Origin of the sequence: Microbacterium sp. RU1D (assembly GCF_900156435.1) — a bacterium.
Lineage (GTDB): Bacteria > Actinomycetota > Actinomycetes > Actinomycetales > Microbacteriaceae > Microbacterium.
Genome location: NZ_FTPQ01000002.1, coordinates 457,744 through 477,575, shown reverse-complemented (window position 1 = coordinate 477,575; position 19,832 = coordinate 457,744). Strand labels below are relative to the sequence as shown.

Sequence of the window (19,832 nt, the reverse complement as noted above, 5' to 3'; positions counted from 1 at the left end):
CTGACGGAATGGACCCCCGGATCGCCGTCGTCCCCGGCTCGTTCGACCCGCCCACCCTCGGTCACCTCGACGTCATCCGACGCGCGGCCGGACTGTTCGACCAGCTCCACGTTCTGGTCGTGCACAACCCGGGCAAAGAGGCCATGCTGCCCATCGCACAGCGGCAGAGTCTTCTCGAGCAGTCGATCCAGGAGGCCGGCGTGGAGGGTGACGTGATCGTCGCGGCCTGGAGCATGGGGCTGCTCGTGGACTACGCGACCGACGTGGGCGCGAAGGTGCTCGTGAAGGGCATCCGCTCGCAGGTCGACGTCGCGTACGAGACCCCCATGGCGATCGTCAACCGTGATCTCGCGCACGTCGAGACGGTGTTCCTCCTGCCCGACCCCTCGCACGCGCTCGTGTCAAGCTCGCTCGTGCGGCAGGTCGCCGGCCTCGGAGGCGACGTGTCGCCGTACGTCCCGCCGGCCGTCGCTCGGTTCCTCGACACCGGAGCGCGCGACATCTGAGGTCGCGGGAGTTCGGTCCCGGTCCGCGGCGGCGCGCCCGTGAGACATCGCGGGCGTCCCGGCGACCCACCGCGGCGCCCGGCCCCCGTCCAGGGGCGCGCGGGTAGCATTGTCGACCGTGAGAACCCACCGTCCCGGACCTTTCCAGCTCCCCGTGCGCGACATCGAGCGCAAGCCGGGGGAGATGCGCGAGCACTCCCTCGACATCCCCGCCCCCGAGAAATGGGGCGAGGGTCTCGTCTCCGTTCCCGAGGGCGAGGTGCTCGAACTCGAGGTGCGCCTGGAGTCCGTGCACGAGGGCATCCTCGTCTCAGGCACCGTCGACTCCACCGCCACGGGCGTGTGCGGGCGCTGCCTCATCGACATCACCGAGCCTGTCGAAGTCGAGTTCCAGGAACTTTTCGCGTATCCTGGGGGAGAAGCGAGCGACTTCGACGTTCAAGACGACCACGTGGATCTTGAAAATCTGGTCCGGGATGCCATTGTCCTGTCGCTTCCGTTCCAGCCGGTGTGTCAGCCGGATTGCCCCGGGCTCGACCCGAACACGGGCGAGAGGCTGACGGAAAGCCCCGGCGAACCGGAGCAGCCGCCCGTCGATTCCCGATGGGCTGCGCTCCAGCAGTACACCTCAGACCACGGCGATGCGCTTCGCGCCGCCCCCAAGACAGAGAAGAGCTAGACATGGCAGGTAACCCCCCGAAGCGGAAGGTCTCCCGCTCCAACACCCGTTCGCGTCGCGCCCAGTGGAAGGCTGAAGCCCCCGCCCTGGTCAAGACCATCGAGAACGGCAAGGTCGTCTACAGCCGCCCCCACCAGGCGAAGGTCGTCACCGACTCGCAGGGCACCGAGCTCTTCCTCGAGTACAAGGGCCGCAAGGTCGCCGACGTCTGATCGGCACTTCGTGACGCGTAACAACGTCGAGCGCGATGCGCTCACCGAGAAGCTCGGGGTCGACATCGACCCCGAGCTTCTTTCTCTTGCTCTGACGCACCGCTCGTTCGCCTACGAGAACGGCGGCATCGCCCACAACGAACGACTGGAGTTCCTCGGTGACTCCGTTCTGGGCCAGGCCGTGACCGTGCGCCTGTTCACGGGTCATCCCGACCTCGACGAGGGCAGCCTCGCCAAACGGCGGGCGAGCGTGGTCTCGACCGTCGCCCTGGCGGAGGTCGCCCGTGGAATCGGCCTCGGCGACCACGTGCGTCTCGGTCGCGGCGAGATCCTCACCGGTGGGCGCGATAAAGACTCGATCCTGGCCGACACAATGGAGGCGCTGATCGGGGCGACGTACCTTTCGGCCGGACCCGATGCCGCCACCGCGATGGTCCTGCGACTGGTCGAGCCGCTGCTCGCCGACCCCGAGCGCTACGGCGCCGCGATGGATCCGAAGACGAGCCTGCAGGAGATCGCAGCGCGTCTCGGCCTCGCGGCCCCCGCGTACGGCGTCGAGGCCACCGGGCCCGATCACGACCGGCGGTTCACCGCGACGGTGACCGTCGGCGATGTCGTGACCACGGGCCAGGGATCGAGCAAGAAGCAGGCCGAGATGGCCGCCGCGCTCACGGCGTGGCGCGAGCTCGACGCCCGTGCCTGAGCTGCCCGAAGTCGAGGTCGTGCGGGCGGGCCTCGAACCCGCCGTCCGCGGGGCGCTCATCGCCTCGGTCGACGTGCACGACGAGCGCGCCCTGACTCGGCACACCGGGGGAGCGGCCCACTTCGAGGCCGAGCTCACCGGTCGGCGCATCAGCGCGGCCGTCCGGCGCGGGAAGTTTCTGTGGATGCCGGTCTCCGACGACGAGACGATCGTCACGCATCTGGGAATGAGCGGGCAAATGCTCCTGCGCGTCCCCGGCGCTCCCCAGGAGCGGCACGAGCGCATCCGCATCGAGCTCGAGCACCCCGTGCACGGTGGGCTGTCGGTCGTCTTCGCCGACCAGCGCACCTTCGGGTCCCTCGCGATCGACGAGCTGGTCGACACGCCGGACGGCGCCGCGGGCGGGCGCGGGTCCGACCTCGCCCGCGTCCCCACCCAGGTCGCGCACATCGGACGCGACCCGTTGGACCCGGCTTTCGACGCGAAGCGGTTCCGGGCACGCCTCGGGCGCACGTCGTCCGGCGTCAAGCGCGTGCTGCTCGATCAGACCGTGGCCAGCGGCATCGGAAACATTTACGCCGACGAATCGCTGTGGGCCGCGCGCATCCACCCCGAGACGCCGGCATCCGCTCTGCCGACACGCGCCGTGAACCGCCTGCTCGGCGAGGTGCAGGCGGTGCTCGAGAAGGCCCTGGCCGAAGGCGGCACGAGCTTCGACGCCCAATACGTCAACGTCAACGGGCAGGCGGGGTACTTCGCGCACTCGCTCAACGCCTACGGTCGTACCGGTCAGCCGTGCCCGCGGTGCGGGCGGCCGATCGTGCGCGTGTCGTTCATGAACCGCTCGAGCCACTTCTGCCCGCACTGCCAGCGCCTGCGCTGACCCGCCCGCGCGCGAGTCGCCACGAACCGTCGCTCGCGGCGGGTCCGCGACGACGATTCCTGGCGACTCACGCGGTCAGGCGAGGACCTTCTTCCACACGCCCTCGTACGACAAGGGGCGGAAGCCGATGCGCTCGTTGATCGAGAGCATCGGGCGGTTCTCCTCCGCGTTGTAGGTCATGACGCGCGGAGACAGCGGCGCGACGTCGTGCCACGCGAGAAGCCCGGCGCACTTCACGAGCATGCCGAGGCGGTGCCCGCGGTGGGCGGCGACGACCAGGGTGTCCTCCTGGCTGGTCACCGTGGTGCGGTCCTTCCCGATCACGAGTTCGTTGAATGCCGCGAGCTCGCCGGTGTCGATGTGCTGAGCGGCGGTCACGAGCATGTGCCGCCCCGCGTCGAGGTACCCCGCTTCGTAGCGGCGGAGGCGGTCGGCATCCCAGACCTCCTCGTCGAACTCGAGGTCGGCCGAGGGTGCGTCGGTCACCATGCGGGACTTCATCCACGCGAATCCGTCGACGAACTCGTCGGGGGTGGGCAGCGTCCACTGCACGACGCGGTGCCCCGCCGCCGCGTGCTCCGCCTCGGCGAGCAGGGCTTCGAGGTGAGGGCGGGCGCCGGCGAGATGAAGCTGGCTCACCCGCACGATCTGCTCCAGGGTGCACCCGGATGCCAGGAGGAAGCGCGCCGCGTGATCCTCGGGTATCGACCCGAAACCGGTGGGCGCCGCCAGACGAGGGCCTTCCGCGGCGGGGTGCTCCGCCCACGATTGCAGGACGGTGCGGCCCTCGGCGCGGGCGATGCGCTCGATCTCGGCGAAGGCGGCGCGGCCGATGCCGTGCCCCCACGCGGAGCGCCGCAGTTCGATGAGCCAGAACCCGGTGCGGGCTCCCTCCTCCTGCGGGAAGTCGAGACCGACGCGGCCGACGACCTCGCCGTGGAAGACGGCGATCCACGAGAACCGCTTCATCTCGGGCTGCGGCTGGTACAGGGGGAGCAGCTCGTCGGCGGGCATGGAGGAGTCGTCGTGACCGGAGATCTCGGCGTAGACGAGGTTGCGAAGGCGCACCATGTCGCGGAAGTCCGCGGCGTCGGGGCCGTCGAGGGAGGTTGGGATGTGGAGGGGGCGCAGCTCGAGGCCGGCCGGAAGGGTGGTCATGTCACGGCTTTCGGGTCGGAGGGGTGAGGGCGGTGGGGCCGACGTCATCGGTCGGCCCCACCGCTCAGAACGGCGGGCGGCTGAACGCCGCGGCGCTCTGCCAAGCGCGTTCGCGCTTGTCGCGCTCGGCGTGGGCCGTGCGCGCGCGGTACGCGCTGACCGCCTGATGGTCGAGGGCCCGGGCGCGGTCGGCGTGCCGCGTCAGCAGCCAGAGGCCGAGGCGCAGCGACACCCGGTCGAACAGACCGAGCGGGCGGTAGGCGGTGGTGTCGAAGGTGACCGTCGACGGGATGGGTGCGGGGGTGTGCGCGGCCGAGGCGTGCTGCGGCGCGCGCGTGAACAGGGCGTTCATGCGGAGGCTCCGTGAGGATGAGAGGCGAGCGGATGACGCGACGAGCGCGTGGAGGGACCACGAAGATCCGGGCGAGCACAGGAGGCTCGCGCGACGCGGAGACGCAGGACGTCTCGACGCGACGGGGTTACCCGAGTCGGGAGGGCATTCCGACGGCGGAAGTCCCTTCGGTGACGGGTGCGGAGGGCACGGGCACGGCGATGAAGCCGGTGGCGCGGAAGCCGGTGGTGATGCGAATCATGGAAGGAACCTCCTTTCGACGTCGGTTGCGACCCCCGACGCTAGCGAACGCGTTCAGCCGATGTCAAGCGAATGCTCAGAAAGAGTGGCCGCCCGGGCGCGTCGGGCGTGCGGAAACGGCCCGTCGCGGCGGAATTCCGGGGGTGTTCGGATACCGTGGAGCGCCGGGCCGATCGAAGGAGGGTGACGTGCATCTGAAGAGCGTCACGCTCAAAGGCTTCAAATCGTTCGCCCAGTCGACGACTTTCACCCTCGAACCGGGTGTCACCTGCATCGTCGGCCCGAACGGGTCGGGCAAGTCGAACGTCGTTGACGCCCTCGCCTGGGTGATGGGGGAGCAGGGCGCCAAGACCCTCCGCGGCGGGAAGATGGAGGACGTCATCTTCGCCGGCACGTCCACACGCGGACCGCTCGGTCGTGCCGAGGTGCAGCTGACGATCGACAACGGCGACGGCGCCCTGCCCATCGACTACAGCGAGGTGACGATCAGTCGCACGCTGTTCCGGACCGGAGCGAGCGAGTACGCCATCAACGGGCAGACCTGTCGTCTGCTCGACGTGCAGGAGCTGCTCAGCGACTCCGGCCTCGGGCGCGAGATGCACGTCATCATCGGTCAGGGTCGCCTGGACACCGTGCTGCAGGCGACCGCCGAGGATCGTCGCGGCTTCATCGAGGAAGCGGCGGGGATCCTCAAGCACCGTCGCCGCAAGGAGAAGACCGTTCGCAAGCTCGAGGCGATGGAGACCAATCTCACGCGTCTCAGCGACCTCGCGGGCGAGCTCCGCCGCCAGCTCAAACCCCTCGGCAAGCAGGCCGAGATCGCGCGCGAGGCGGCGACGATCGCTGCCGTGGTGCGGGACGCCAAAGCGCGCCTGTACGCCGACGATCTCGTGCGTCTGCGTACCCAACTCGCCGACGCGGCGCGGGCCGAGAGCGAGCGCCACACGGAGCGCCTCGGACTCCAGGAGCAGGCCGACGGTCTGCGCCGACGCGTGGAGCGTCTCGAGAACGACCAGCGGTCCGAGGCCGTTGACCGCGCGCGCAGCGTGGCGTTCGCCCTCGAGCAGGTGCAGGAACGCCTCCGCGGGCTCTACACGCTCGCCGGGCAGCGCCTGACCCTGCTCGCCGACGACGACGTCGACGGCGCAGGCTTCGTCCCGACGGTGTCGCAGACCACGATCGACGACGTCCGTGCCGAGATCGACGACATCGCATCCGGGCTCGGCGACACCCAGGATGCCGCGGCGGAGGCGACGCGGGCCGTCGCCCGCGCTCGTGCCGACCTCGACGCCCTCGACGTCGACATCGCCGCCCAGAGCGCTCTGGTCTCGGAGCACGATTTGAAGATCCAGGCCCTCCGGGGAACGGCGGATGCCGCGAACTCGGCCCTCGCGGCCGTCCGCGGTGGTCTGGAGCGGCAGCAGCGGGCTCTGGATGCCGCGCTCGCGCGCCGCGCGGAGGCGGAGGACGCTCGGGCCGAATTGGATCCCGACGTCATCCCCGAGGCCTCGGCGGCGGAGCACGCGGCCGCCTACGAGCGCGCGCAGCGCGATGCGAACGACCTCGAGACCACCGTGGCAGGCCTCCGCGAGCGTCTGCACGCCGCCGAGCGTGAACGCGACGCCCTGTCGGCGCAGACCACCGCCCTCGGTCGCGCCCTCGACGTCCGCAACGCCGCGGCCGATCTCATCGCCGCCGGTGCACCCGGTGTGCGGGGGCTCGTCGGCGACGACGTCAAGGTCACCGCCGGGTACGAGGCCGCCATCGCGGCGGCCCTCGGCTCGCTCGCGGAGGGTCTGCTCGTCGACGACGCGGCGTCCGCGTTCGCGGCGGCGCGTACGGCATCCGCCTCCGACCTCGGCCAGGTCGAGATCGCCATCGCGGGGGATGGCGCCGACGTCTCACCGCCGGATCTCGGCGCCACCGTCGCGAGTGAGGTCATCACCGCGTCGGACGGGGTGCGCGGCATCCTGAGCCGGACGTTGATCGTCGACGATCTCGCCGCGGCGGAGGGACTGCGCGAGCGCATCTCGCACGACGTCACGGTGGTCACGCGTGCGGGCGAGGTGCTCACCGCGCACACGCTGCGCGCCGGATCGGACTCGGGTCGCTCGCGGCTGGAGCTCGCGGCCGAGCGCGACGCCGCGGCCGAACGGCTCGATGAGATCGTCGTGATCGCCGACTCGCTGCGCGAGGCCCTCGTCGACGAGCAGCGGACCCTGACCGACGCCCGTCAGCGCACGAAGGAGGCGTTGTCGACGCTCCGTGCGCACGACGCCGCCCTCGCGGCCCACGCGGAGAAGGTCAACCGCGTCACCGTCCGCCACGAGGCCGCCGTCGCGGAATGCGAGCGCCTCGCGGCCGGTCTGGCGCAGGCGGGGACGGCCGTGACCGAGGCCGAGACGGCGGCCCGACGAGCCGACGACGCCCTCGCGCGTGCGCTCGAGGCGCCCCGGCCCCTGCTCGACGCGTCGGCGAGGGAGCCTTTGGCTGCCGAGGTCGAGGCGGCACGGGAGCGCGAGATGCGGGCGCGCCTCGACATCGAGACGCTCAAGGAACGGGTGCGTGCCGGTGAGGCGCGCATCGTGCAGCTCGAGCAGCAGCGCGAGCGCGAGCGCGCGGCCGCGGCCGAAGCCGCTCGACGCGCCGTGATCCGCCGCGCACAGCGAGAGGTCGCGGCCGAGGTCGCCGGTGCCCTCCCCGCCCTGCTCGACTCCGTCGACCGCTCGGTCAGCCAGGCGCGCGTCGAGCTCGCGGCGGCCGAGACCGCCCGGGCGGCCGTCACCGACGAACTCACCCGTGCCCGCGCCGATGAGGCGGCCGTGCGCGACCGCCTCACGCGCTTGACCGAGAGCGTTCACGGCCTGGAGCTCCAGATGCACGAGAAGAAGCTCCACGTCACGAGCCTGCTCGACCGCGTGCGCTCGGAGCTCGCTCTGGAGGAGGACGTCCTCGTCGCAGAATACGGCCCCGACCAGCCGATACCCGCGGACGACGAGGGGCAGCCGACCGTCTTCGATCGTGCGGCCCAGAAGCGGCGCCTTCAGGATGCCGAGCGCAAACTCGTTCAGCTCGGCCGTGTGAACCCGTTGGCACTGGAGGAGTTCGCGGCGCTCGAGCAGCGGCACGCCTTCCTCACCGAGCAGCTCGCCGACCTGCAGCAGACCCGGACCGACCTGCAGACGATCATCGCCGAGCTCGACGAGCGGATGCAGACGATCTTCGTCGCCGCATTCGAAGACACCCGGGCGGCGTTCACCGAGATCTTCCCGATCCTCTTCCCCGGCGGTTCGGGCAGCATCTCGCTGACCGACCCCGACTCGCCGCTGACGACGGGTATCGAGGTGGCGGTGCGACCGGTCGGCAAGAAGATCGAGCGGCTCTCCCTCCTGTCGGGCGGGGAGCGGTCGCTCGCGGCGGTGGCGTTCCTGACCTCGATCTTCACGGCGCGCCCGAGCCCCTTCTACATCCTCGACGAGGTCGAGGCGGCGCTCGACGACGCCAACCTCGGCCGGCTCCTCGGCGTGTTCGAGAAGCTTCGTGCCAGCAGCCAGCTGATCGTCATCACGCACCAGAAGCGCACGATGGAGATCGCCGACGCGCTCTACGGCGTGTCGATGCGTCAGGACGGCGTCTCGGCGGTCGTCGGTCAGCGCGTGGGCGACCGCGCCGCGTCGCGTGCGGCCGCGTCGACCGCAGCCCGCGACGAGGCTGCGCCCGTAAGCTGAAGCAATGGCTGAGAACTCCTGGTCGTTGGGCCGCGCGCTGCGCGGGTTGTTCGTCAAACCCACCATCGACGAGACGACCTGGGACGACCTCGAGACGGCGCTGCTGACCGCCGACTTCGGCCCCGACGTCACCGAGCGCCTCGTCGACGAACTGCGCGAGAAGGTCGAGCGCTACCGCACGACCGATCCGCGCGACCTGCAGCGGATGCTGCGCGAGACGCTGGAGGAGCACTTCGCGAAGTTCGACACGACGCTGCGCCTCACCGAGCGACCCGCCGTCGTGCTGGTGGTCGGGGTGAACGGTGTCGGCAAGACCACGACCATCGGCAAGTTCGCCAAGTTCCTCCAGCGCTACGGCCGGAGCGTCGTGGTGGGCGCCGCCGACACGTTCCGCGCGGCCGCGGTCGACCAGCTCGCGACGTGGGCCGAGCGCGGGGGAGCCACGATCGTGCGCCCGCAGCACGAGGGTCAGGACCCGGCATCCGTCGCGTTCCAGACCGTCGCGCACGCCAAGGAGACAGCGACGGAGATCGTGCTGATCGACACCGCCGGGCGTCTGCACACCAAGGGCGGCCTCATGGACGAGTTGGGAAAGATCAAGCGCGTCGTCGAGAAGCAGGCCCCGATCAGCGAGGTGCTGCTGGTGCTCGACGCCACGACCGGGCAGAACGGGCTCATGCAGGCGCAGGCGTTCCTCGACAGCGCAGGCGTCACCGGACTCGTGCTGACCAAGCTCGACGGTTCGGCCAAGGGCGGTTTCGTGCTCGCCGTGCAGGAGCTCACCGGCATCCCGGTCAAGCTCCTCGGCCAGGGCGAGGGCATCGGCGACCTCACGGGTTTCACCCCGCACGTCTTCGCCGCGTCGCTGGTTGACTGAGGGCCCATACCGCACCGGGGGCTCCGGGCGGGTCTTCTTCCCGAAGGCCGCGCGTGATGCTTACATGGGACCCATGGCGATCGAGCACGACTTCTTCGGACTCCTCGAGTCGGGCCCCGACGGGTCGATCTTCTGGAGCGAGAGCGTCGAGTTCGGCGACCAGAGCGTGACGGTCGATCTCACCGCCCCGGATCAGGACGATGTGTCCACCGAGGCCCTCGACGTAGCGGCTTCGCTCATCTCTTCGCTCGAGGCCATCGACCTCGCCGCGCGCAACGCGATGGTGAACGAGCTCGACTCGCGCACCAGCGAGGTGACCGAGTACATCCTGCAGCAGCAGGCGACCCTCGGTGAGGAGCTCGAGGATCTGCTGACCGACGTCACCGGCGACACCCACATCGACGTCATCAAGGCGCTGCAGTTGATGAGCATGACGATCCTCGCCGACGAGCACGGCGGCGTGGACCCGTTCGCGGTGCTCGAGTACGCTCTCGACCCCGACGCGACCGACGACGTCTTGCTGGTCAACCTCGCATCCGACGGGCGGGTGCAGTCGGTCACCAGCGCCGACTGAGCCGTGCAGACCTTCCTGCCGTACCCGTCGTTCCGCGACTCCGCCGCGGCGCTCGACCCCAAACGCCTCGGCAAGCAGCGCGTCGAGACCTTCCAGCTCCTGCGGGCGCTCACGGTCCCGGATCACGGCTGGCGGCACCATCCCGCCGCGAAGATGTGGGACGGCCATCTGCCGGCCCTCGTCTCGTACGGCCTCGTGATGAGCGACGAGTGGATCGCCCAGGGGCACGCCGACACGGTGCGCGAGAAGATCCTGGCGTTCGCTCCCGAGGTCGACGGCGTCGCCCAGGACCGCCTCGACCTCCCGCCGTGGATCGGCGACGAGGCGTTCCACCTCGCCCACCGGTCCAACCTCGTCCGAAAGGACCCGGAGTTCTACGTCCCTCGGTTCGGCGACGTCGCCGACGACCTGCCGTACGTGTGGCCGGTCTGAGGGACTCCCGGACGCCGTGACCGCCCGCGTCGAGCCCCGTGACGCCCGTGGGCTCAGACCGCCTGAGCGAAGCCGGCGTCCGCGGCGGCGATGTCCTTCGCTAGGTGGGCGAGGTGGGGCGGGATCTCGCGGCCCTTCGAGACCATCGACTGCGCCCACAGGCGGCCGGCGCGGTACGACGAGCGCACGAGGGGGCCGGCGAGCACGCCGAGGAAGCCGATCCGCTCGGCCTCGTCTTTGAAGTCCACGAACTCCGCGGGCTTGACCCAGCGCTGCACGGGGAGGTGGCGCGGGGTGGGGCGGAGGTACTGGGTGATCGTGATGATGTCGGTGCCCGCCGCGTGCAGGTCCTCGAGCGCCTGGACGACCTCCTCGGGCTCCTCGCCCATGCCGAGGATGAGGTTGGACTTCGTGATGAGCCCCGCGTCGCGGGCGGCGCTCAGCACACCGAGTGAGCGGTCGTACCGGAAGGCGGGGCGGATGCGCTTGAAAATCCGCGGCACGGTCTCGACGTTGTGCGCGAACACCTCGGGGCGCGACGAGAACACCTCCTCGAGGTGCGTGGGGTTTCCCGAGAAGTCCGTGGCGAGGATCTCGACGCCCGTGCCGGGGTTCTCTGCGTGGATGCGACGCACCGTCTCGGCGTGCAGCCAGGCGCCCTCGTCGGGGAGGTCGTCGCGCGCGACGCCGGTCACGGTGGCGTAGCGCAACTGCATCCGCGTCACGCTCTCGGCGACGCGGCGGGGCTCGTCGCGGTCGTAGTCGGCCGGCTTGCCGGTGTCGATCTGGCAGAAGTCGCACCGTCGCGTGCACTGCGAGCCGCCGATGAGGAAGGTCGCCTCCCGGTCCTCCCAGCACTCGAAGATGTTGGGGCACCCGGCCTCCTGGCACACGGTGTGCAGCTCCTCGGTCTTCACGAGGTTCTGCAGCGCCGTGTACTCGGGCCCCATCCTGGCCTTCGTCTTGATCCACTCGGGCTTGCGCTCGATCGGCGTCTCAGCGTTGCGCACCTCCAGGCGCAACAGCTTCCGCCCGTTGGGTGCGGTGGATGCCGGAGCCCCGGCGTGGCCGGTCCCGCAGGCGCTCACGCGGCGACCGCCGCGTACTCGGCGCGGAAGACCCGCTGGATCGCGGGTAGGAGGTCGGCGGGGGAGACGTCGGCCCCCGCGACCTCGCTGACGGTCGTGACCCCGGCATCCGAGATGCCGCACGGCACGATGTGCCGGAAGCCGGCGAGGGTGTTGTCGCAGTTGACGGCGAAGCCGTGCATGGTCACTCCTTTTTCGACGCGGACCCCGATCGCCGCGATCTTGTCGACGCCGAGGGGGCGTCGGACCCAGACGCCGCTGCGCCCCTCCACGCGGAACCCGTCGACGCCGTGCGCGGCGAGGGCGTCGATGAGCAGACGCTCGAGCCGCCGAACATGTGCGACGACGTCGATCGGCTCGGGCAGGCGCACGATGGGGTACCCCACGAGTTGCCCCGGTCCGTGCCAGGTGATCTTCCCCCCGCGATCGACGTCGATCACGGGCGTGCCGTCGTCGGGTCGCTCGTGCGCTTCGGTGCGCTTGCCCGCCGTGTAGACGGCGTCGTGCTCGAGCAGGAGCAGGGTGTCGGCGCGCGTGCCCGCCACGACGTCCGCGTGGATGCGACGCTGGTGAGCCCAGCCGTCGAGGTACGGGACGTAGTGCGGCGCGAGGCCGGCGTCGTGGATGTCGATCATCGACCCCTCCGAAGTTGGATTGGGTCCAACAATACATCGCGGGTCGCGTCCTAGGCTGGTCCGGTGACCCCCGAGCCCCGCAGCGGTAGACCACGCGCATCCTCACGCGAGGTGCTGTCGGAGGCCGCGTGCGAGCTGTTCCTCGAGCAGGGCTACGACGCCACCTCCGTCTTGGACATCACCCGGCGCGCGGGGGTGAGCCGGTCGAGCTTCTTCAACTACTTCTCCGCCAAGAGCGACGTGCTGTGGTCGGGCTTCGACGAGCAGGCGGATGCCGCGATCGAGCGGCTCCGCGACGGACAGGCCGCCGTCGGCTGCCTGACGGGGATCGGCGCGGGACTCGCGCCCGACGCGCTCGCCCTCGCGATCATCAATGCCGATGCCATGGGCATCTCCGCCGAGCTCGACCGCGATCGGGCCGTCCGGCAATTCCGGCTGCAACGGGAGCTCGCCGCGCGGTTCGTGCGGGACGGCGCGCCCCAGCTGACCGCGCAGGTCCGCGCGGGCGCACTCTCGGCCGCCGTTCTGGCGGCGGTCTGGGCGTGGGCGGATCGCACCGCCGCGGGGCGGCCCATCGCTGAGGTGCTGGAAGCCGCCCTCGCCCTGGCGTGAGCGGAGGGTCGGCCCCCGGCATTCGGGGGTCCGGAGTGTGCGTCGCAGAGTCGCGACCTCGGCGATTCGCGCAACCTCAGTGACACCGGGGGTCTGCGGGCTGAGGATGCGCAGATCGCGGAGGCGATCTGCGCAGCGGATCTTCGCCGCAGGCGCGAGACCTCGGCGGTTCGCACGCCCCCAGCGGCATCGGGGGTCTGCGGGCTGAGGGTGCGCAGATCGGCGAGGCCGTCTTACGCGGCACGTCCGTGGACGACGGCGGCGAAAGCGCCCTGGCCCGCGTAAACTCGACTCATCATGGCGACTTTCGGCACCCTCTCCGACCGGCTCACAGAGACCTTCCGCAATCTCCGGAAGAAGGGCCAGCTCACGCCCGCCGACGTCGACGGGACGGTGCGCGAGATCCGACGCGCCCTGCTCGACGCCGACGTCGCCCTGCCCGTGGTCAAGGAGTTCACCGCCGCCGTGCGCGAGCGCGCTCTCGGCGACGAGGTCAATCGTGCGCTCAACCCCGCGCAGCAGGTCGTGCAGATCGTCAACGACGAGCTGATCGGCATCCTGGGAGGTCAGCAGCGGCGTCTGCAGTTCGCCAAGAACCCCCCGACGGTCATCATGCTCGCAGGCCTGCAGGGCTCGGGTAAGACGACCTTCGCGGGCAAGCTCGCCAAGATGCTCGAGAAGGACGGCCACACGCCCCTTCTCGTCGCCTGCGACCTCCAGCGTCCCAACGCCGTCAACCAGCTGCAGGTCGTCGCCGAGCGCGCCGGCGCCACCATCTACGCCCCCGAGCCGGGCAACGGCGTCGGCGACCCGGTGAAGGTCGCCCGCGACGGCGTCGCCTACGCGACGCGTCAGCAGCACGACATCGTCATCATCGACACCGCCGGACGTCTGGGCGTCGACGCCGAGCTGATGAAGCAGGCCGCCGACATCCGCAAGGCCACCCAGCCCGACGAGGTGCTCTTCGTCATCGACGCGATGATCGGTCAGGATGCCGTCAACACGGCCAAGGCGTTCCAGGACGGCGTCGACTTCACCGGCGTCGTGCTGTCGAAGCTCGACGGTGACGCCCGCGGTGGCGCCGCCCTCTCGGTCGCCTCGGTGACCGGACGTCCGATCATCTTCGCGTCGACCGGTGAGGGCCTCGACGACGTCGAGCCGTTCCACCCCGACCGCATGGCATCGCGCATCCTGGACCTTGGTGACATCCTCACCCTGATCGAGCAGGCGCAGCAGGCCTTCGACGAGGCGGAGGCGATGAAGGTCGCCGAGAAGCTCGCGACGGAGACCTTCACGCTCGAGGACTTCCTCGAGCAGATGCAGCAGATGAAGAAGATGGGCTCCATGAAGAAGATGCTCGGGATGCTCCCGGGCATGGGCAACATGAAGCAGCAGCTCGAGGACTTCGACGAGCGCGAGATCGACCGCACCGAGGCCATCATCCGCTCGATGACGCTCGCGGAGCGCCGCAACCCCAAGATCCTCAACGGCTCCCGTCGCCTGCGCATCGCGCGCGGTTCGGGCATGACCGTCACCGACGTCAACCAGCTCGTCCAGCGCTTCGACCAGGCCGCGAAGATGATGAAGACCGTCGCGCGCGGCGGCGTGCCCAACATCCCCGGCATGGGTCCGGTGGGCGGCAAGCCCGGGGCGTCGTCGAAGCGCGGCAAGCAGCAGAAGGCGAAGGGCTCGCGCTCGGGCAACCCGGCTAAGCGTGCGGCCGAGAACGCCGGGATCGCGGCCTCCGCCGCTCCCACCGGCTCGGGCTTCGGCCTTGGCGGCCAGAACGCGCCGAGCGAGGCCGATCTGGCCGAGCTCCAGAAGATGCTCGGACGCGGCTGACCGCCGCCGTCCGGCGCCCTAGGGAAGGATGCCGGCATCCTGCAGGGCCGACATGACGGTCTGTTCGATCGCCCGCTGTCCGCGGGGCGTGGGGTGCACGTCGTCCTCCTGCATCCACTCGGGGTGGCCGCGCAGCGGCTGGCCGACGTCGAGGAAGGCCCCGCCCACGGCGTCGACGGCGTCGCGCAGGGCCTCGGAGGTGACGGCCGTGTCGTCGGGCACGTCATCCTCGTCGTTCCAGATCGTGCTGAGCCCGACGATCCGGGCGTCGGGCGCGGCGTCGTGCAGCTCGGTGACGGTGTCGGCGGTGTCGGCGCGGATCTCGTCGGCATCCTCCCAGAAGTCGTTGCTGGAGGACTCCACGATGAGCAGCTGGGGTTGCAGCGCGGCGACCGCCGGCACGAGGCCGGCATAGGTCGTGCCGCAGTCGCCCTGCACGACGAAGCCCATGCCGGCGCACGCCAGGTTGGTCACGGTGACGCCCCCGTGCGCGGACAGCAGGACCGGCCAGGCCTCGGCGCGCTCGAGGCCGAAACCCGACATGAGCGAATCGCCCAGTGCGACCGTCCGGATCGGGGGGTGCGTCGCCGACGGCGAGGGGGATGCCGTCGTCGTCGCGGTCGCGGCCGGCGTGGCCAGCTGCGCGGCGCGCAGCGACGGAGTCGGGGCCGCGTCGACGGGTTCCGCCGCGCAGCCGGCGAGCATCGCGGCCGCCGCGCACACGGCCGCCAGCGAGATCGCCCGAGCGCGGCGTGCGGAATCCATGCCGCGATCCTAGGAGCGCGCTCCTATGAGTGAGCGCGGAGATCGGGCCTCAGACGCGCAGAGCGGCGAGGTGCTCGCGCAACGTGGGGCCGCCGCGGAACTCGCGGATCAGGTGCTGCACGACCTCGCGCAGATCGCCGTCGGCGGCGTCGGCGACCGCGATCTGCCGCGCGGAGCTGCCGCCGGTGGCGAGGATGGTCTCGAGGCTGGCGAACTCGCGGGCGCACTTGAGCTCCACCGCGACCTCGGCGAGCTCCTCCATGGTCTCGCGCAGGTGCTCCACCACCGGACGTTGCGTGCCCTCGCGGTCCACGATCACCCGCGCGTCGAGCCCGTAGCGGGCGGCGCGCCACTTGTTCTCCCGCGCGTACCAGGGCGGGATGCCGGGCAGCTCGCGCCCCTCGTCGAGCAGGCGCGAGAAGTGCTCGACCAGGGTCTGCGCGAGCGCCGCGACGGCCGCGAGCTCCGGGAGCGTCGACATCCCGTCGCACGCGCGGATCTCGACCGTGCCCCACTTGGGCGCCGGACGGATGTCCCAGCGCACCTCGCTGGCATCCGCCATCACCCCGGTGCGCACCATGTCGTCGAGGTAGCCCTCGAAGTCGTCCCAGGTCTGCAGCTGCCACGGGAGTCCCGCCGTCGGGAGCTGCTGGAAGACCAGCGCGCGGTTGGACGCGTAGCCGGTGCGTTCGCCCGCCCAGAAGGGACTGGAGGCCGACAGGGCCTGCAGGTGGGGGAGGTAGACGGTCAGGGCGTTGACGATCGGGATGACCTTTTCGACGTCGTCCACGCCGATGTGCACGTGGATGCCCCAGATCATCATGTTGCGCCCCCACCACTGGGTGCGCTCGATGAGGGTGTGGTACCGCGTCTTGTCGGTGACCTGCTGGTCGTACCACTGCGCGAACGGATGGCTGCCGGCGCACAGCAGCTCGACGCCGCGGGGCTCGGTCTCCTCCCGCAGCGCGCAGATCGCGTCGCCTATGTCGTCGACGGCTTCCGCGACCGTGTGGCCCACCCCGCTCGTCACCTCGACGGTGTTGGTGAGCAGTTCGCCGGTGACCGTGAAGCGCTCGAGCGCCGACTTGCTCTCGAGCTTCTCCAGCACCTCGGGCGCACGGGGGACCAGGTCCCCCGTCTCGCGGTCGGCGAGCATGAGCTCCCACTCCAGTCCCACGGACGAACGCGTCGATGCAGCGAACGGGAGCCTCATGCGGTCAGTCTGACACGGGGGTCGGGCACGCGGATCGTCCGCTACCCTCCGTGTCGCGGCGTGTCACCTGTCACCGCGAGCTCTGCGCATCTGGCAGAATAGAGGGCTGGACCCGCCACTCGACCCTCTATCCAGTGTCGGTCCACCCTTTTGAGCTTCCGCCGGGTGTGCACCCCACTCTCCAGGCGTTCGGTTCGTTCGTTTTCATCATTTGGAGTCATCGTGGCTGTCAAGATCCGTCTCAAGCGCCTCGGAAAGATCCGCGCGCCCTACTACCGCATCGTCGTCGCCGACTCGCGCACCAAGCGCGACGGTCGTGTCATCGAGGAGATCGGCAAGTACCACCCGACCGAGGAGCCCTCGTTCATCGAGGTCGACTCGGACCGCGCGCAGTACTGGCTGTCGGTCGGCGCTCAGCCCACCGAGCAGGTCGCCGCCATCCTCAAGCTCACGGGCGACTGGGGCAAGTTCAAGGGCGACAAGGACGCGAAGTCCACCGTCAAGGTCCGCGAGGAGAAGGCCGCGTTCGAGGCCGACTCGTCGAAGAAGTCGGTCATCAAGCCCAAGGCCGAGAAGAAGGCCGACGCTCCCGCCGAGGCGCCCGCTGAGGACGCCGCCGAGACCTCGGCCGAGTAATCCCCGTGCTGTCTGCCGCGCTCGAACACGTCGTCAAGGGGATCGTCGATCACCCGGATGCCGTGACCATCCGTTCCAGCTCGTCGCCGCGTGGCGACGTGCTGGAGGTTCGCGTGCACCCCGATGACCGGGGTCGCGTGATCGGGCGCGGCGGACGCACCGCCAAGGCACTGCGCACGGTCGTGTCGGCTCTCGCCGACGGCCGCCGCGTGCGCGTCGACGTCGCCGACGACTGATGGCGAACGGCGACACCGCGGGCGCTCAGCCCGCCAAGACCCAGCTCCGCGTCGGACGCCTCGTGAAGGCCCACGGCCTCAAGGGCGCCTTCAAGCTCGAGCTGTACACCGACGATCCCGATGGGCGCTTCGCGCCGGGGAGCACGTTCACCCTGCAGGTTCCGGAGTCCTCGCCGTGGCACGGCCGCGAGCTGACGGTCCGTGAGTTCCGCTGGATGAACTCCCACCCCGTGGCCTTCTTCGAGGGCGTGGACGACCGTACGGCGGCGGAGGAGCTCGTCAAGGCGATCCTCTGGATCGACCAGGACACGGCGGAAGCCCCCGCCGAAGACGATGCGTGGTACGACCACCAGCTCGTCGGCCTCGACGTCGTCCGCGACGGCGCGGTGATCGGCCGCGTCGCACGCGTCGACCACTTCCCCGCGCAGGATCTGCTCATCGTGAAGCAGATCGGCGACGACCGCGAGGTGCTCGTCCCCTTCGTGAGCGCGATCGTGCCCGAGGTCGACATTGCGGGCGGTCGCGTCGTCGTCACGCCCCCGGCGGGTCTGTTCGAAGACCTCCCGCCCGAGGCCGACGACGAGCCGGCTCCCGCGGACGATTCTCGCGCGGACGGCGCTCCCGCCGACGACGCCCCCGCCGACCCCGAGGACTGACGTGCGCATCGACGTCGTGTCGATCTTCCCGACGATCTTCGACGCGCTCGAGGTCTCCCTCCTCGGCAAAGCCCGGCAGAGCGGTCTGCTCGACGTGCACGTGCACGACCTCCGCGACTTCACGCACGATCGGCACCGGACGGTCGACGACACGCCCTACGGCGGCGGTGCGGGAATGGTGATGAAGCCGGAGCCCTGGGGCGAGGCCCTCGACGCGGTGGTCGGCGCGGCCGACCAGCGTCCCGTCATCGTCTTCCCGTCTCCCGCGGGGGAGCGTTTCACCCAGTCGATCGCCCGCGAGCTGTCGACAGCGCCGCATCTGGTGTTCGGCTGCGGTCGGTACGAAGGCATCGACGAGCGCGTGTTCGACTACGCCGCCGAACTCGGCGACGTGCGCCTGCTCTCCCTCGGCGACTACGTGCTCAACGGCGGCGAGGTCGCCGTCATGGCGATGGTCGAGGCGATCGGGCGGCTCGTCCCGGGCGTCGTCGGCAACCCCGAGAGCCTGGTCGAAGAATCGCACGAGGACGGGCTGCTCGAATACCCGTCGTTCACCAAGCCCGCGAGGTGGCGCGACCGCGAGGTGCCCCCGGTGCTGTTGAGTGGCAACCACGGCGCCGTCGCCCGGTGGCGGCGGGAGCAGCAGCTCGAGCGCACGCGGACGCGTCGCCCCGATCTCCTCTCCGACTGAGTGCCGGCCGCCCTCGCGCCGACGCGGGCGGTTCGGTCGCGCCGACGTCATCTTCACGGCATCCTGTTCCGGCGCTGCACGGGAGACGATCACGCGCTCGTCGTCACGGCATCCTGCTCCCGTGCCGCGAGGAAGGACGATGCGCCTTCGTCGTCACGGCATCCGGTTGGCGACGCGGATGGCGGATGCCGCGACCCGCAGGCCGCGGCGTCCGGAGGCGGGTGTCAGTCGACTCCGAGGAACGAGCGGTCGGTGAGCACGATCGGGCCGTCGGCGGTGATGGCGACCGTGTGCTCGGAGTGCGCTCCGCGTGAGCCGTCGGCGCTGCGCAGCGTCCAGCCGTCGGGGTCGGTGACGAGCTCGTCGGTGGTCTGCAGGAACCACGGCTCGAGCGCGACGACCAGTCCGGCGCGGAGCGGATAGCCGCGCCCCGCCTTTCCGTCGTTGGCGACGTGCGGGTCGCCGTGCATGGTGCGCCCCACGCCGTGGCCGCCGAAGTCGGTGTTGATGCTGAGGCCCTCGGCGCGCGCGACGGCGGCGACGGCGGCGGAGATGTCGCCGATCTTGTGGCCCACGGTGGCGGCGTCGATCGCGGCGGCGAGAGCGCGCTGCGTGGTGTCGATCAGGGCGAGGTCTTCGTCGCGGGGCGTGCCGACGACGAAGGAGACGGCGGAATCGGCGACCCAGCCGTCGACGGAGGCGGCGAAATCGAGAGAGACGAGGTCGCCGTCGCGCAGGACGTAGTCGTGGGGGAGGCCGTGCAGGACGGCGTCGTTGATGGAGGTGCACAGCACCTTGCCGAACGGGCTCGCGCCGAACGACGGGTGGTAGTCGATGTAGCACGACTCGGCGCCGGCTTTCCGGATCATGTCGTGTGCGCGACGGTCCAGGTGCAGGAGGTTGGTGCCCACCTTGGTCTCGTCGCGCAACGTGGCGAGCACCTCCGCGACGAAGCGGCCCGCGGGGCGCATCGCGTCGATCTCGGCCGGCGTACGCAGTTCGATCATGGTGGTTCCCTTTCGTCGAACCTCCATTCTCACCGATGGATGCAGCCGTGATGCGCTCGGGCCATGGGTTTCTCAAAGGCGCCGCACATGGTCGCGCCCTAGCATCG

Annotated in this window: 22 protein-coding genes; 15 read left to right on the top strand and 7 right to left on the bottom strand. The window is 70.5% G+C overall.

All coding sequences use genetic code 11. The annotated features are described in order from the left end of the window. Window positions 1-8: 8 nt before the first annotated feature. The 5 genes from coaD to mutM all read left to right on the top strand — a co-directional run bounded on the left by coaD (window position 9) and on the right by mutM (window position 2,983). Window positions 9-506 carry a pantetheine-phosphate adenylyltransferase gene (coaD, locus tag B0B15_RS11040; RefSeq protein WP_076676029.1) on the top strand — a complete coding sequence of 166 codons (498 nt, stop codon included), beginning with the start codon at window positions 9-11 and terminating at the stop codon, window positions 504-506. Window positions 507-690: 184 nt separating this feature from the next. Then, complete coding sequence (locus B0B15_RS11035) at window positions 691-1,185, top strand: YceD family protein (protein ID WP_076676477.1); 495 nt, start codon at window positions 691-693, stop codon at window positions 1,183-1,185. A gap of 2 nt (window positions 1,186-1,187) precedes the next feature. Beyond that, window positions 1,188-1,397 (top strand): 50S ribosomal protein L32, encoded by a 210-nt coding sequence (rpmF, locus tag B0B15_RS11030; RefSeq protein ID WP_013586329.1) that lies wholly within the window; start codon window positions 1,188-1,190, stop codon window positions 1,395-1,397. Between the two features lie 10 nt (window positions 1,398-1,407). Next, window positions 1,408-2,100 carry a ribonuclease III gene (gene rnc / locus B0B15_RS11025; RefSeq protein WP_076676027.1) on the top strand — a complete coding sequence of 231 codons (693 nt, stop codon included), beginning with the start codon at window positions 1,408-1,410 and terminating at the stop codon, window positions 2,098-2,100. Continuing rightward, the gene (gene mutM, locus B0B15_RS11020) at window positions 2,093-2,983 is read left to right on the top strand and encodes a bifunctional DNA-formamidopyrimidine glycosylase/DNA-(apurinic or apyrimidinic site) lyase (protein WP_076676025.1); all 891 of its coding nucleotides are present in this window, start codon (window positions 2,093-2,095) and stop codon (window positions 2,981-2,983) included. The genes rnc and mutM overlap by 8 nt, the downstream gene beginning before the upstream one ends. Before the next feature lie 75 nt (window positions 2,984-3,058). Here mutM and B0B15_RS11015 read toward each other — a convergent pair whose 3' ends face one another. Further along, a complete protein-coding gene (locus B0B15_RS11015; RefSeq protein ID WP_076676023.1) occupies window positions 3,059-4,141 on the bottom strand; it encodes a GNAT family N-acetyltransferase in 1,083 nt (360 codons plus the stop codon). 64 nt (window positions 4,142-4,205) lie between these two features. Continuing rightward, window positions 4,206-4,493 (bottom strand): hypothetical protein, encoded by a 288-nt coding sequence (locus B0B15_RS11010; RefSeq protein ID WP_076676021.1) that lies wholly within the window; start codon window positions 4,491-4,493, stop codon window positions 4,206-4,208. A 428-nt stretch (window positions 4,494-4,921) separates the two neighbouring features. Here B0B15_RS11010 and smc point away from each other — a divergent pair, with 428 nt between their 5' ends. From smc to B0B15_RS10990, 4 genes are all read left to right on the top strand, one after another. Then, the gene (gene smc, locus B0B15_RS11005) at window positions 4,922-8,461 is read left to right on the top strand and encodes a chromosome segregation protein SMC (protein WP_076676019.1); all 3,540 of its coding nucleotides are present in this window, start codon (window positions 4,922-4,924) and stop codon (window positions 8,459-8,461) included. Between the two features lie 4 nt (window positions 8,462-8,465). Then, window positions 8,466-9,338, top strand: coding sequence for a signal recognition particle-docking protein FtsY (ftsY, locus tag B0B15_RS11000; RefSeq protein ID WP_076676017.1), 873 nt, complete (start codon window positions 8,466-8,468; stop codon window positions 9,336-9,338). 73 nt (window positions 9,339-9,411) lie between these two features. Beyond that, window positions 9,412-9,912: a DUF2004 domain-containing protein gene (locus B0B15_RS10995; protein WP_076676015.1), complete on the top strand. Its 501-nt coding sequence runs from the start codon at window positions 9,412-9,414 to the stop codon at window positions 9,910-9,912. A gap of 3 nt (window positions 9,913-9,915) precedes the next feature. Then, window positions 9,916-10,344: an MSMEG_6728 family protein gene (locus tag B0B15_RS10990; RefSeq protein ID WP_076676013.1), complete on the top strand. Its 429-nt coding sequence runs from the start codon at window positions 9,916-9,918 to the stop codon at window positions 10,342-10,344. A 53-nt stretch (window positions 10,345-10,397) separates the two neighbouring features. Here B0B15_RS10990 and lipA read toward each other — a convergent pair whose 3' ends face one another. Together lipA and lipB are read right to left on the bottom strand one after the other, a co-directional pair. Then, window positions 10,398-11,432, bottom strand: a complete 1,035-nt coding sequence (lipA, locus tag B0B15_RS10985; RefSeq protein ID WP_176776621.1) for a lipoyl synthase — start codon at window positions 11,430-11,432, stop codon at window positions 10,398-10,400. Beyond that, complete coding sequence (gene lipB / locus B0B15_RS10980) at window positions 11,429-12,067, bottom strand: lipoyl(octanoyl) transferase LipB (protein WP_076676011.1); 639 nt, start codon at window positions 12,065-12,067, stop codon at window positions 11,429-11,431. The genes lipA and lipB overlap by 4 nt, the downstream gene beginning before the upstream one ends. A gap of 63 nt (window positions 12,068-12,130) precedes the next feature. Between lipB and B0B15_RS10975 the strand changes: the two genes are divergently transcribed. Both B0B15_RS10975 and ffh read left to right on the top strand, forming a co-directional pair. After that, complete coding sequence (locus B0B15_RS10975; RefSeq protein WP_076676009.1) at window positions 12,131-12,679, top strand: TetR/AcrR family transcriptional regulator; 549 nt, start codon at window positions 12,131-12,133, stop codon at window positions 12,677-12,679. A 297-nt stretch (window positions 12,680-12,976) separates the two neighbouring features. Continuing rightward, window positions 12,977-14,521 carry a signal recognition particle protein gene (ffh, locus tag B0B15_RS10970; RefSeq protein ID WP_076676007.1) on the top strand — a complete coding sequence of 515 codons (1,545 nt, stop codon included), beginning with the start codon at window positions 12,977-12,979 and terminating at the stop codon, window positions 14,519-14,521. 18 nt (window positions 14,522-14,539) lie between these two features. Here ffh and B0B15_RS10965 read toward each other — a convergent pair whose 3' ends face one another. Together B0B15_RS10965 and B0B15_RS10960 are read right to left on the bottom strand one after the other, a co-directional pair. Beyond that, window positions 14,540-15,286: an SGNH/GDSL hydrolase family protein gene (locus B0B15_RS10965; protein ID WP_076676005.1), complete on the bottom strand. Its 747-nt coding sequence runs from the start codon at window positions 15,284-15,286 to the stop codon at window positions 14,540-14,542. 49 nt (window positions 15,287-15,335) lie between these two features. After that, complete coding sequence (locus B0B15_RS10960; RefSeq protein WP_076676003.1) at window positions 15,336-16,499, bottom strand: glutamate--cysteine ligase; 1,164 nt, start codon at window positions 16,497-16,499, stop codon at window positions 15,336-15,338. A 222-nt stretch (window positions 16,500-16,721) separates the two neighbouring features. Here B0B15_RS10960 and rpsP point away from each other — a divergent pair, with 222 nt between their 5' ends. Genes rpsP through trmD form a run of 4 tightly spaced genes read left to right on the top strand, consistent with a single transcriptional unit; the run spans window position 16,722 to window position 18,718 of the window. Further along, window positions 16,722-17,135: a 30S ribosomal protein S16 gene (gene rpsP / locus B0B15_RS10955; protein WP_076676001.1), complete on the top strand. Its 414-nt coding sequence runs from the start codon at window positions 16,722-16,724 to the stop codon at window positions 17,133-17,135. Between the two features lie 5 nt (window positions 17,136-17,140). Beyond that, on the top strand, window positions 17,141-17,371 hold the full coding sequence (locus B0B15_RS10950; RefSeq protein WP_056230892.1) for an RNA-binding protein: 231 nt from the start codon (window positions 17,141-17,143) through the stop codon (window positions 17,369-17,371). After that, window positions 17,371-18,027, top strand: coding sequence for a ribosome maturation factor RimM (gene rimM, locus B0B15_RS10945; RefSeq protein WP_076675999.1), 657 nt, complete (start codon window positions 17,371-17,373; stop codon window positions 18,025-18,027). Before B0B15_RS10950 ends, rimM begins: the two co-directional genes overlap by 1 nt. 1 nt (window position 18,028) lies before the next feature. Further along, a complete protein-coding gene (trmD, locus tag B0B15_RS10940; protein ID WP_076675997.1) occupies window positions 18,029-18,718 on the top strand; it encodes a tRNA (guanosine(37)-N1)-methyltransferase TrmD in 690 nt (229 codons plus the stop codon). Between the two features lie 224 nt (window positions 18,719-18,942). Here trmD and map read toward each other — a convergent pair whose 3' ends face one another. Beyond that, window positions 18,943-19,725 (bottom strand): type I methionyl aminopeptidase, encoded by a 783-nt coding sequence (gene map / locus B0B15_RS10935; protein ID WP_076675995.1) that lies wholly within the window; start codon window positions 19,723-19,725, stop codon window positions 18,943-18,945. Between the last annotated feature and the right edge of the window lie 107 nt (window positions 19,726-19,832).

Coding starts and splice junctions, on each gene's coding strand:
- B0B15_RS10960 (WP_076676003.1), bottom strand. CDS start 16,499: ATGAGGCTCCCGTTCGCTGCATCGACGCGTTCGTCCGTGGGACTGGAG.
- B0B15_RS11015 (WP_076676023.1), bottom strand. CDS start 4,141: ATGACCACCCTTCCGGCCGGCCTCGAGCTGCGCCCCCTCCACATCCCA.
- B0B15_RS10995 (WP_076676015.1), top strand. CDS start 9,412: ATGGCGATCGAGCACGACTTCTTCGGACTCCTCGAGTCGGGCCCCGAC.
- coaD (WP_076676029.1), top strand. CDS start 9: ATGGACCCCCGGATCGCCGTCGTCCCCGGCTCGTTCGACCCGCCCACC.
- map (WP_076675995.1), bottom strand. CDS start 19,725: ATGATCGAACTGCGTACGCCGGCCGAGATCGACGCGATGCGCCCCGCG.
- ffh (WP_076676007.1), top strand. CDS start 12,977: ATGGCGACTTTCGGCACCCTCTCCGACCGGCTCACAGAGACCTTCCGC.
- ftsY (WP_076676017.1), top strand. CDS start 8,466: ATGGCTGAGAACTCCTGGTCGTTGGGCCGCGCGCTGCGCGGGTTGTTC.
- B0B15_RS11035 (WP_076676477.1), top strand. CDS start 691: ATGCGCGAGCACTCCCTCGACATCCCCGCCCCCGAGAAATGGGGCGAG.
- B0B15_RS10965 (WP_076676005.1), bottom strand. CDS start 15,286: ATGGATTCCGCACGCCGCGCTCGGGCGATCTCGCTGGCGGCCGTGTGC.
- B0B15_RS11010 (WP_076676021.1), bottom strand. CDS start 4,493: ATGAACGCCCTGTTCACGCGCGCGCCGCAGCACGCCTCGGCCGCGCAC.
- rimM (WP_076675999.1), top strand. CDS start 17,371: ATGGCGAACGGCGACACCGCGGGCGCTCAGCCCGCCAAGACCCAGCTC.
- rpmF (WP_013586329.1), top strand. CDS start 1,188: ATGGCAGGTAACCCCCCGAAGCGGAAGGTCTCCCGCTCCAACACCCGT.
- lipB (WP_076676011.1), bottom strand. CDS start 12,067: ATGATCGACATCCACGACGCCGGCCTCGCGCCGCACTACGTCCCGTAC.